This window comes from Rhizobacter sp. SG703 (assembly GCF_012275445.1).
Classification (GTDB): domain Bacteria; phylum Pseudomonadota; class Gammaproteobacteria; order Burkholderiales; family Burkholderiaceae_C; genus Rhizobacter.
Window position 1 is genome coordinate 485,786 of sequence record NZ_JAAZQK010000006.1, and the last position, 11,116, is coordinate 496,901.

11 protein-coding genes are annotated in these 11,116 nt (G+C 67.8%); 7 read left to right on the forward strand and 4 right to left on the reverse strand.

Annotation, left to right across the window (positions count from 1 at the left end; translation table 11 throughout):
- Positions 1-9: 9 nt before the first annotated feature.
- Together FHT26_RS15555 and FHT26_RS15560 are read left to right on the forward strand one after the other, a co-directional pair.
- Positions 10-1,023: an ABC transporter substrate-binding protein gene (locus tag FHT26_RS15555; RefSeq protein ID WP_168561001.1), complete on the forward strand. Its 1,014-nt coding sequence runs from the start codon at positions 10-12 to the stop codon at positions 1,021-1,023.
- 73 nt (positions 1,024-1,096) lie between these two features.
- Positions 1,097-1,957: an HDOD domain-containing protein gene (locus FHT26_RS15560; protein ID WP_349238158.1), complete on the forward strand. Its 861-nt coding sequence runs from the start codon at positions 1,097-1,099 to the stop codon at positions 1,955-1,957.
- Here the strand turns inward: FHT26_RS15560 and FHT26_RS15565 are convergent, their stop codons facing one another.
- Positions 1,958-2,440, reverse strand: coding sequence for an Lrp/AsnC family transcriptional regulator (locus FHT26_RS15565; RefSeq protein ID WP_168561002.1), 483 nt, complete (start codon positions 2,438-2,440; stop codon positions 1,958-1,960).
- A 117-nt stretch (positions 2,441-2,557) separates the two neighbouring features.
- Here FHT26_RS15565 and hppD point away from each other — a divergent pair, with 117 nt between their 5' ends.
- Genes hppD through phhA form a run of 3 tightly spaced genes read left to right on the forward strand, consistent with a single transcriptional unit; the run spans position 2,558 to position 5,327 of the window.
- Positions 2,558-3,679 carry a 4-hydroxyphenylpyruvate dioxygenase gene (hppD, locus tag FHT26_RS15570; protein WP_056810605.1) on the forward strand — a complete coding sequence of 374 codons (1,122 nt, stop codon included), beginning with the start codon at positions 2,558-2,560 and terminating at the stop codon, positions 3,677-3,679.
- Entirely contained in the window at positions 3,676-4,446 is a 771-nt protein-coding gene (locus FHT26_RS15575) for a transporter substrate-binding domain-containing protein (protein WP_168561003.1), read from the forward strand. The genes hppD and FHT26_RS15575 overlap by 4 nt, the downstream gene beginning before the upstream one ends.
- Positions 4,434-5,327 carry a phenylalanine 4-monooxygenase gene (phhA, locus tag FHT26_RS15580; protein WP_168561004.1) on the forward strand — a complete coding sequence of 298 codons (894 nt, stop codon included), beginning with the start codon at positions 4,434-4,436 and terminating at the stop codon, positions 5,325-5,327. The genes FHT26_RS15575 and phhA overlap by 13 nt, the downstream gene beginning before the upstream one ends.
- Here the strand turns inward: phhA and FHT26_RS15585 are convergent, their stop codons facing one another.
- The 3 genes from FHT26_RS15585 to FHT26_RS15595 are packed head-to-tail and all read right to left on the reverse strand — an operon-like array spanning position 5,328 to position 8,393.
- Positions 5,328-6,227 carry an esterase/lipase family protein gene (locus tag FHT26_RS15585; RefSeq protein WP_168561005.1) on the reverse strand — a complete coding sequence of 300 codons (900 nt, stop codon included), beginning with the start codon at positions 6,225-6,227 and terminating at the stop codon, positions 5,328-5,330.
- A gap of 49 nt (positions 6,228-6,276) precedes the next feature.
- Positions 6,277-7,890, reverse strand: a complete 1,614-nt coding sequence (locus FHT26_RS15590; RefSeq protein WP_168561006.1) for a GMC family oxidoreductase — start codon at positions 7,888-7,890, stop codon at positions 6,277-6,279.
- Complete coding sequence (locus tag FHT26_RS15595; protein ID WP_168561007.1) at positions 7,890-8,393, reverse strand: hypothetical protein; 504 nt, start codon at positions 8,391-8,393, stop codon at positions 7,890-7,892. The genes FHT26_RS15590 and FHT26_RS15595 overlap by 1 nt, the downstream gene beginning before the upstream one ends.
- Positions 8,394-8,502: 109 nt before the next feature.
- On the opposite strand from FHT26_RS15595, the gene FHT26_RS15600 reads away from it, so the two are divergent.
- Entirely contained in the window at positions 8,503-9,228 is a 726-nt protein-coding gene (locus tag FHT26_RS15600; protein ID WP_210427410.1) for a DUF8198 family protein, read from the forward strand.
- A 57-nt stretch (positions 9,229-9,285) separates the two neighbouring features.
- Positions 9,286-10,968 carry a long-chain-fatty-acid--CoA ligase gene (locus FHT26_RS15605; RefSeq protein ID WP_168561008.1) on the forward strand — a complete coding sequence of 561 codons (1,683 nt, stop codon included), beginning with the start codon at positions 9,286-9,288 and terminating at the stop codon, positions 10,966-10,968.
- Positions 10,969-11,116 lie beyond the last annotated feature (148 nt).

Sequence of the window (11,116 nt, forward strand, 5' to 3'; positions counted from 1 at the left end):
GGAGAGACCATGAAGAACACGATCCGCCTCGCCGCACTGGCGTTGACCTTGACGGCCGCAGCCGCCTTCGCACAAGACAAGGTCAGCTTCGCGACCAACTGGAAGGCGCAGGCCGCGCACGGCGGCTTCTACCAGGCAGTGGCCGACGGCACCTACAAGAAGTTCGGGCTCGACGTGACGCTGGTGCAGGGCGGCCCGCAGGTCAACAACCGCCCGCTGCTGCCGGCCGGCCGCATCGATTTCCTGATGACCGGCAACCTGCTGCACAGCTTCGACAACGTGAAGAATAGCGTGCCGACGGTGGTCGTCGCCGCGATGTTCCAGAAAGACCCGCAGGCGCTGATCGCGCACCCGGGGCAGGGCTATGAATCGTTCGAGAAGCTGAAGACGGCGCCGCTCGCGCTGATCGCGAAAGACGGCCAGTTCAGCTGGTGGCAGTGGCTGAAGGTCACGCACGGCTTCAAGGACGAGGTGCTCAAGCCCTACAACTACAACCTCGGCCCCTTCCTCGCGAACCCGAAAGCGATCCAGCAGGGCTACTCCGTGGCCGAGCCGATCTACGTCGAGAACCAGGGCAAGTTCAAGCCGGTGGTGCACCTGCTGGCCGACCATGGCTTCAGCACCTATTCGACGGTGATCGAGGCGCGCACCGACACCGTCCGGGACAAGCCGCAGCTGGTGCAGCGCTTCGTCGACGCGTCCATCCTCGGCTGGGTCAACTACCTGTACGGCGACCGCAAGGCGGCCAACGCGATGATGATCAAGGAGAACCCGGAGATGACCGAGGCGGAGATCGAGGCGTCGGTCGCGCTGATGAAGCAGCAGGGCATCGTCGACTCGGGCGAGGCGCTGCGCAATGGCATCGGCGCGATGAGCGCGGAGCGCATCCAGGACTTCTACGCGCAGATGGTGAAGGCCGGCCTGTACAAGCCGGGCGAGGTCGACCTGGCCAAGGTCGCGACGCTGCAGTTCGTCAACAAGAAGGTCGGCATGGACGTGAAGACGAAGCTCGGCGGGCGCTGAGCGCCGTGAGGTTTTGCTCAAGTGCGGCGCAAAGAGGTCGATACTTGCCGTAACACTTTCCCGACACCGTGACGTGAGCATCGAGAACGCACCGCGCGCCGGCGGCTTCCAGCCGCTTTCCACCGCCCTGCCCGACATGGCGGCCTGGGTGCGGCACTTCCTCGGCTGCGAGATCCCGGTGCTGGCCAACACCGCAGATGCGCTGGAGGCGATGCGCTCGAACGAAGACGACGTCGACGCGAACCTCATCGGCGAGATGGTCGCCGACGACCCGCTGATGACGCTGAAGGTGCTGGCCTATGCCGCGACGCACCGGCCGGCGCGGCTCGTCACCGATGTCGAGACCGTCACCGCTGCCGTCGTGCTGATGGGCATCTCGCCGTTCTTCGGCGCGTTCGGCGTGCAGCCGACGGTCGAAGACTGGCTGGCCGACCGGCCCGACGCCCTCGCCGGGTTGAATGACGTGCTGCGGCGCGCGCACCGCGCATCGCGTTTCGCGCTGGCCTTCGCGATCCACCGCCAGGACCACGATGCCGCGCTGATCCATGAAGCCGCGCTGCTGCACGACTTCGCCGAGATGCTGCTGTGGGCGCATGCGCCCGACCTGGCGCTGACGATCCAGCGCGCGCAGGCCGCCGACCCGACGCTGCGCTCGAATGCCATCCAGCAGAGCACGCTGAACGTCGAGCTGTTCGACCTGCAGCAGGCGCTGATGAAGGCGTGGACGCTGCCGGAGCTGCTGATCCGCATCTCCGACGACCGGCATGCCGAGCACCCGACGGTGCAGAACGTCGTGCTGGCGATCCGCCTCGCGCGGCACACCGCGCACGGCTGGGACAACGCCGCGATCCCCGACGACGTGGCCGACATCGCACAGCTGCTGAACCTGTCGACCGCCGCGACGCAGGCGATGCTGCGGGACCTCGACCACTGACTACAGCGGCACGGCCGTGGTGTTCTTCACCCGGTCCATCACGAAGCTGGTCTTGCAGTCCTCGACGCTCGGGTGCTTCAGCAGCGTCTCCATCACGAAGCGCGAGTAGTGCGCCATGTCCTGCACGACGACGCGCAGCAGGTAGTCCATCTCGCCGGTCAGCGCGACGCACTCGACCACCTCGGGCCAGGTCTGCACCGCCGCGCGGAACAGGTCCATCGGGTTGCGCTTGTGCACCTCGGAGTGCTTCTCCAGCCGCACGTTCAGGTAAGCGGTGAGACCGAGCCCGACGCGCTCGGGCGGCACCAGCGCGACGTAGCCGGCGATCACGCCCGATTCCTCGAGCCGCTTGACCCGCCGCAGCGTGGCCGATGGCGACAGGCTGACCTGCACGGCCAGCACGTCGTACGTGATCCGGCCGTCGGCCTGCAGCGCGCGAAGAATGCGCCGATCGATCGCATCCAGCTGGATTTCCGTTTCCATGCCGACAATTTTGCAGCTTTCCTGCGAAGCGCGCCCATCGCGGGACAGAACTTGCATGATTCCTGCAACCGGACGACTCTACAGTGCAGGCAACTTTCCACTTTGCAGGAGCGCGCCATGCAGTTCACCCCCTGGGACAACCCGATGGGCACCGACGGGTTCGAATTCGTCGAGTACGCGGCGCCGGACCCTGTCGCGCTCGGCCGGCTGTTCGAATCGATGGGCTTCACCGCGATCGCGCGGCACCGCCACAAGAACGTCACGCTGTACCGCCAGGGCGACGTCAACTTCATCATCAACGCCGAGCCGAATTCGTTCGCGCAGCGCTTTGCGCGCCACCACGGCCCGAGCGTCTGCGCGATGGCCTTCCGCGTGAAGGACGCCGCCCAGGCTTACGCCCGCGCGCTGGAGCTCGGCGCCTGGGGCTTCGACAACCAGACCGGCCCGATGGAGCTGAACATCCCGGCGATCAAGGGCATCGGCGACTCGCTGATCTACTTCGTCGACCGCTGGCACGGCAAGGACGGCGCGGCCGCCGGCGCGATCGGCAACATCAGCATCTACGACGTCGACTTCGTGCCGATCCCCGGCGCGAATGCGTCGCCGGTCGGCAACGGCCTGACCTACATCGACCACCTGACCCACAACGTGCACCGCGGCCGCATGAAGGAATGGGCCGACTTCTACGAGCGCCTGTTCAACTTCCGCGAGGTGCGCTACTTCGACATCGAGGGCAAGCTCACCGGGCTGAAGAGCAAGGCGATGACGAGCCCGTGCGGCAAGATCCGCATCCCGATCAACGAGAGTTCGGACGACAAGAGCCAGATCGCCGAGTACCTGGACCTGTACCACGGCGAAGGCATCCAGCACATCGCGCTCGGCACCGACGACATCTACGCCACGGTCGACGGCATGAAGACCCAGGGCGTCGTGTTCCAGGACACCATCGCAACCTACTACGACCTGGTCGACAAGCGGCTGCCGCAGCACGGCGAGCGCCTCGACGAGCTGAAGCGCCTGCGCATCCTGATCGACGGCGCGACGCACCAGGGCGCGCCGAACGAGCTGCTGCTGCAGATCTTCACGCAGACGGTGATCGGGCCGATCTTCTTCGAGATCATCCAGCGCAAGGGCGACCAGGGCTTCGGCGAAGGCAACTTCCGCGCGCTGTTCGAGAGCATCGAACTCGACCAGGTGCGCCGTGGCGTGCTGAAGGCCGAACCCGAGGCGGCCGCATGAAGCGCGCGCGTTCGTTCATCGGCCTCGCGCTCGCGGCGCTGGCCGTCGGCGCGTCGGCGCAGGATTCGTCGCTCGATGCGGTGATGAAGGCCGGCGTGCTGCGCGCCTGCACGCCGGGCGACTACAAGCCGTTCAGCTTCCAGCGCGCCGACGGCGGCTTCGAAGGGTTGGACGTCGACCTGGCGCAATCGCTGGCCGCGGCGATCGGCGTCAAGCTCGAGCTGGTGAAGACGAGCTGGGCCAACCTGCTGCCGGACTTCGGTGCGGGCAAGTGCGATGTCGCGATCGGCGGCATCTCGGTCAGCACCGAGCGCCAGAAGCGGGTGTTCTTCAGCACCGCCTACATGGTCAACGGCAAGACGCCGCTGGTGCGCTGCGAGGACGTGTCGAAGTACCAGAGCGTGGCCGACATCGACAAGGCCGGCGTGCGCGCGATCGCGAACCCGGGCGGCAGCAACGAGCGCTTCGCCCGCGCCAATTTCAAGACCGCGACGCTGACGATCCATGCCGACAACCTGACGATCTTCGACGAGCTGCTCGCCAGGCGCGCCGATGTGTTCGTCACCGAGGCCGCCGAGACGCTGGTGCAGCAGAAGCTGCGGCCCGGGTTGTGCGCAGTCAATCCCGATCGCCCGCTGCAGTATGGCGAGATGGCCTGGATGCTGCCGCGCAACGACATGGTGATGAAGGGTTTCGTCGACCAGTGGCTGCACCTGGCCAAGGCGAGCGGCGAGTACCAGCGGACGGCCGACAAATGGCTGCGCTGAACGTCGACGGCGTGGCCAAGGGCGTGAACAGCGGCGTCGCGCCAGCCACCTACGGACAGGGCGATCGCCCGCCGCGCGGCGACTATGCGTCGGCGCGCGCCGACTACACCTGCGAACAGGACTGGGACCGCTACACGCCCGAGGACCATGCGCTGTACCAGCGGCTGTACGAGCGCCAGGCCGCGCAACTGCCGGGCCTGGCCTGCGAGGAGTTCATCGACGCGGTCGACCAGCTCGGCACGCCGACGCAGATCCCGCGCTTCGATGCGCTGTCGCAGCGGCTGCGCCGCGCGACCGGCTGGGAGGTGGTGGCGGTGCCGGGACTGATTCCCGAAGAGGCGTTCTTCGCGCTGCTGGCCGCGCGGCGCTTTCCGGTCACCGGCTGGATCCGCAAGCCGGAGGAGTTCGACTACGTCGTCGAGCCCGATGTCTTCCACGACCTGTTCGGCCATGTGCCGCTGCTGTTCAACCCGATGTTCGCCGACTACATGCAGGCCTATGGCGCCGGCGGAATGAAGGCGAGCCGGCTGCAGTCGTGCGAGTACCTCGCGCGGCTCTACTGGTACACGGTGGAGTTCGGACTGATCGCGACGCCGGCCGGCCTGCGCGCATATGGCGCCGGCATCCTGTCGTCGGCCGGCGAGCTGCGCCACAGCGTGACCAGCGCGCAGCCGCAGCGCCTGGGCTTCGACCTGGAGCGCATCATGCGCACGCGCTACAAGATCGACACCTACCAGGCCACCTACTTCGTGATCGATTCGTTCGAGCAGCTGTTCCGCGCGACCGCACCCGACTTCACGCCGATCTACGAAGCGGTGTCGCAGCGCGACGAAGTGGCGGCCGAGGCGACGCTGCCCGGCGACCGCGTGCTGGGCCCGTGATCACAGCGTGGCCAGCAGCGCATCGAACACCACCGGCTGGTTGACCAGGTCGACGTGTGCGACTCCGGGCACATGCCGGTTGTCGGCGCCCGGCAGCGTCGCGGTGCTGGCCGGGAACACGATGTTGTCGCAGTGGCTGTAGAAGCAGATGAAGCGGCCCGGCAGCGTGGCCGATTCGCGGGTGCCGAGCGCCCGCTGCCACGGGCTCGCGAGGCGCATCTGATGCCCGTTGGCCGTCGTCGAGAAGCGCCCGAGCCAGGTGCCGCGGTGCGGGCTGCCGATCGTGATGATGCGGTGCGCACGCGCCTCGCCGCCGTGCGCCGCGGCCCACGCGCGGATCGCGAGGCCGCCCATGCTGTGGCCGACCAGCACCGGCGCGCGGCCGGTCGCGGCCTCGAGCCGGGCAGCGGCCTGCTCGATGATGTCGGCATAGTGGTCGATCGAGCCGAACACCGGTTCGAGGTTGACCGCGATGAAGGGAGTGCCGCGCGCCATCAGCCGTTGCATCCATGGGTTCCACAGCCCGCGGTTGCAGACGAAGCCGTGGACCAGCACGACGCCGCGATCGGTGGACCGGTCGGGTGCGTGCTCAGGCACGTGGTCGCGCACGCTCGTCGAGCGGAACGGCTGCCGCCAGCAGAACACTTGTGGTGCCGTCAGCACCTCGCCGATCCAGGCATGCAACAGCTGCAGCACCGTCGCGCGCGGCGCCGGGTCGTCGCCATGCACGAAGTACAGGCACACGAACTCGAGGCCGAGGAAGAGCGCGTAGCCGAAGACGATCAGCGCCGCACCGGCGCCGGCCCACAACGGGCGGTCGATGTGGATGAACCACGCGGCCCACGACAGTGCGGTGAGCAGCAGGCCGAGGGTGATGAAGCGTTGCAGTCGCGCGAGCATGCGGACGATGCTAGCGCAGGGGTGCCCACCCCCGCGGCGGACCGAATCTTCACGCCAGCGTAACTTCGGCGCCGGTCAGGCGCTTGGCGAGGCGCGTCGCGAGCATCGTCGCGAGGCCGTAGACCGACAGCTGCGGGTTCGCGCCGATGCTGGTCGGGAACAGCGAGCCGTCGTGCACCGACAGGTTCGCCAGCTGCCAGTGCGTGCCGTCGGGGCGCACCACGCCTTGCGCTTCGCTGCCGGCCATCGGGCAACCGCCCATCACATGGGCGCTGACGACGCGCGTCAGCAGCGGCTTCATGGCCAGCGCTTCGATCTGCCGGCGCGCCTCGGCCCACGACGTGGTCGGCCCGGCACGCTCGTGCACCGGCACGACGCTGCGCGCTCCGGCGGCGAACTGGATCTCGGCCATGCTGAGGAAGGCTCGGCGCGCACCGTCCATCACGAAGTCGTTCAATGGGTAGTCGAGCACCGGCGAACCGTCGCCGCGCAACGCGACCGCGCCGCCGGGCGACTGCGGATGGAAGCCGTCGCGCATCAGCGCCAGCAGGCTGTGCGTGCGCGGGAACTCGGCCAGCATCTCGGCCTGTGCGCGGCCGTAGCCGGCCAGCGTCGACGCGAAGATCACCGGGTGCAGCGGCGGCGCTTCGAGCTTGTAGCCGATCGGGCCGGTCAGCGGCTGCGTCTGCAGGAAGTGGTCGGTGTAGAGGGTCTGCGGTGCGCCGTCCCAGCCGTTCACCGGATCGGCGAAGCTCGCGGCCGAGATCACGACCGGGTGCAGGAAGGTGCGCTTGCCGACCAGGCCGTGCGGGTCCGGTGCGCCGGAGCGCAGCAGCAGCGCCGGCGAGTTGATCGCGCCGCCGGCGACGACGTAGTGCTTCGCGGTGATGCGCACGCCGGCAGCGCCGGTCGCCGCGCTGTTGTCGGAGACCGGCACGCAGTGCAGCGCCCGGACGACGCCGTCGCGCGACTCGAGGCGCTCGGCGCGCATCTGCACCAGCAGCGTGGCGCCGCCGTCGAGCGCGGCCGGCAGGGTCGTCACCAGCATCGACTGTTTCGCGTTCGTCGGGCAGCCCATGCCGCAGGAGCCGAGGTTCCAGCAGCCCTTCACGTTGCGCTGGATCGCGGCGGCCGGAATGCCGAGCTTGGCGGCGCCGGTGCGCAGCAGCTCGTTGTTCTGGTTCGGCGCCGCGAGCCATGGACCGATGCTGAGGCGGCGTTCGGCCTGCTCGAACCACGGGGTCATCGCGGCCGCTGTCATCTCGGCGAGGCCGAACTGCGACTGCCAGTGCGCCAGCGTATCGACCGGCGTGCGGAACGAGCTGGTCCAGTTCACCGTCGTCGAGCCGCCGACGCAGCGGCCCTGCAGGATGTTGATCGCCTTGTCGGCGGTCTTGCGCGCGGCACTCTCCTGGTAGAGGCTCGGGTAGGCCTCGCTCTCGCGCTGGCGGAAATCGCGGCTGCTCTTCAGCGGGCCTTCTTCGACGATCACGACCTGCAGGCCGGCCTTCGTCAGCAGTTCGGCCGTGATGCCGGCGCCGGCCCCGCTGCCGACGATCGCGACGTCGCAGCTCAGGGTGGTCGGCGTCGGGCCGTGCGGGCCGCCGAGCACGCGCCAGCCGCGCTGCAGTCCTTGCTGGATCGGGTCGTCGATATGGCTCATCAGAGTTCGCGGGGTCCTGGGTAGCCGATCGCCGGCCACGCGGTGGGGTCCGAGAAGTAGGCGCCGTTGGTGATGTCGCGCAGCGCGTGATAGACCTGCTGGCGGGTGGCGAGGCGCGAGTTGCGCATGTTCTGCAGCGACTGCTGCACCTCGGCGACGGTGGCGGTCTCCCATGGCTCGGCCAGCCCGGCGAGCAGGCGACGGCCCGGCGCGGTGCACAGGATGCCCAGCAGCTGCGCGAGCTCGTTCTGCACGGCGGGTGCGAAGCCGTGGATGGTTTGCCGGACCCGTTCCAGGTGCGCCGCGACGGCAGCGGAGCGTGCCGCCCCCGATGGCAGCACGCCGTCGAGCACCGCCTGTGCGACCGCGGCGAACAGCGCGCGGCTGTCGGCGTTCAACTCGTCGGCCGGCGTGCCGGGTCGCATCAGCACGAGGCCGCCGCCGACCGCCATCAGCGTGAGCGAGGCGGCCGCGCCGACCTGGAGGAGCTTGCGTCTTTGCATGGGGTTGGTGGGATGCGCGCGCAGTGTTGCATCATTCGCCGCAGCCGCCGTAGAGGCACGGAACTAGCCCGGCCTCTGGTAAACCCGCAACGAGCAACGAGCTTCTGCCATGGCCGCGACGAGCGACAACATCCTTCAGCACCTGTCGGCGGTGGAGTCCGAACGCGTTCGCCGGGCGGGCGACCGCTCGCTGCAGGCCCGCGTGACGGCCGTGAAGGCCTATCAGCAGCGGCGGTTCGCGCACACCTATGCGGACCTGCTCGCGTCGCCTCGCTATCGCGGCGTAGCGCAATTTTTTCTTGACGAGCTGTACGGCCCGCGGGACTTCGCCGAGCGCGATGCGCAGTTCGCGCGGGTCGTGCCGGCATTGACGCGGCTCTTTCCGAGCGATGTGTTGACGACGGTGGAATCGCTGGCGGCGTTGCATGCCCTGTCGGAATCGCTGGACAGCGGCATGGGTGCGGCCGTGGCGCGCGCGCCGGTGGACGCAGCGGAATACCTGGCGGCCTGGCAGGCCTGCGGGCGACAGGCGGATCGTGAGCGTCAGGTCGCGCTGACCGTGAAGATCGGCGAATCGCTCGACCAGCTGACGCGGCGGCTGCTGCTGCGCCGGAGCTTGCGCATGATGCGCGTGCCGGCGCGCGCCGCGGGGCTGTCGTCCTTGCAATCGTTCCTGGAGTCGGGCTTCGACACCTTCCATGCGATGGGCGGCGCCTCGGAGTTCTTGAAGACCGTTCGCTCGAGGGAGTTGTCGTTGATGCAGTCGCTCTTCGCGACCGACGCTGTCACACAGGGGACAACGGCACACGCGGCTGCGTTAGGACAACTACCGTAGCCGCGCCGCGTGGGCGGCACGCACCATGGGACCCTTATTCCCACGAGCGCCGCACCGATGCAACGACCTTGGCTCGACCACTATCCGCCTGGCGTTCCGGCGGAGATCGACACGTCGCCCTACCGGTCCCTGGTCGCGTTGCTCGACGAGTCGTTTCGACAGCATGCCTCGCGCGATGCGGCGGTGTGCATGGAGCGGCGATTGAGCTTTCGCGACATCGACGAGATGTCCGCGTCGCTGGGGGCGTGGCTGCAGGCCCGCGGGCTGGCGAGCGGCGCGCGTGTCGCGCTGATGATGCCGAACGTGCTGCAGTACCCGGTAGCGATCGCCGCGGTGCTGCGCGCAGGCTGCACGGTGGTGAACGTCAACCCGTTGTACACCGCGCGCGAGCTGGAGCACCAGCTGAGCGATTCGGGTGCCGAGGCGATCATCGTGCTCGAGAACTTCGCGCAGACGCTGGTGCAGGTGCTCGACCGCACGCCGATCCGGCATGTGGTGCTGGCATCGATGGGCGACCTGCTGGGCTTCGCGAAGGGTCAGCTGGTGAATTTCGTCGTTCGGCATGTGCGCAAGATGGTGCCGGAGTTCGATCTCCGCGCGCCGGCCGGCGGCTCGGTCACGCGCTTCAACATGGCGGTGGCCGAGGGCACGCGGCTGTCGCTGCGGCATGTCGACCTGGGCCCGGACGACGTTGCCTTCCTGCAGTACACCGGCGGGACGACGGGCCTCTCGAAGGGTGCCGTGCTGCTGCACCGCAACGTCGTCGCGAACATCCTGCAAGCGCAGGCGTGGTTCCAGCCGATGCTCGACAAGGTGGGCGATCGGCAGATCGTCACGGTGTGCGCGCTGCCGCTGTATCACATCTTCGCGCTGACGGCCTGCTACATGCTCGGAGCGCGGCTCGGGATGCTCAACGTGCTGATTCCGAATCCGCGCGACATTCCGGGCTTCGTGAAGGTGCTGAAACGGCAGCGCTTCAACATGTTCCCGGCAGTGAACACGCTGTTCAATGCGCTGGCGAACGATGCGGATTTCAGGCGGCTGGATTTCACCGATTTGGTGATCTCCAATGGCGGCGGCATGGCGGTTCAGCGCGCGACGGCAGAGCAGTGGCAGCGCGTGACCGGCTGTCCGATCGTCGAGGGCTATGGGTTGTCAGAGACCTCGCCCGTCGCGACGATCAACCGCTTCGACGAACCAGCGTTCACCGGATCGATCGGGTTGCCGGTGTCGTCGACGGAAATCGCGATCCGCAATGATGCGGGTGATCCGGTGCCGTTGGGGGAGTCCGGCGAGATCTGCATCCGCGGGCCACAGGTGATGGCGGGGTACTGGAATCGCCCGGACGAAACGCGCCTGGTGATGACGGACGATGGATTCTTCCGCTCAGGCGACATCGGTGTGATGGACGAGCGAGGCTATGTGCGAATCGTCGACCGGAAGAAGGACATGATTCTGGTGTCCGGCTTCAACGTTTACCCGACCGAGATCGAGCAGGTGGTGAGCCAGCATCCCGCGGTGCTGGAGTGTGCTGCGGTGGGTGTGGCGGACGCGAAGTCTGGCGAGGCGGTGAAGCTGTTCGTGGTCAGGCGCGATTCGACGCTGACGGAGGACGATCTTGTGGCGTATTGCCGTGAGAACTTCACGGCCTACAAGCGCCCGAAGTACGTCGAGTTTCGCGACGATTTGCCCAAGTCCAACGTCGGGAAAATACTGCGTCGGGAGTTGAGAGCGGCCTGAGCTCGGCGGTCCGATAGCTGCCGGCGGCTTCAAAATCCCCCGAATTTTCAACCCGCAATTCGAATCCCCCAAAAGCGAAACCCCCGTCACCTTGGGAGGAGACGGGGGTTGGCCTTATTAATAGCCTGACGATGTCCTACTTTCACAC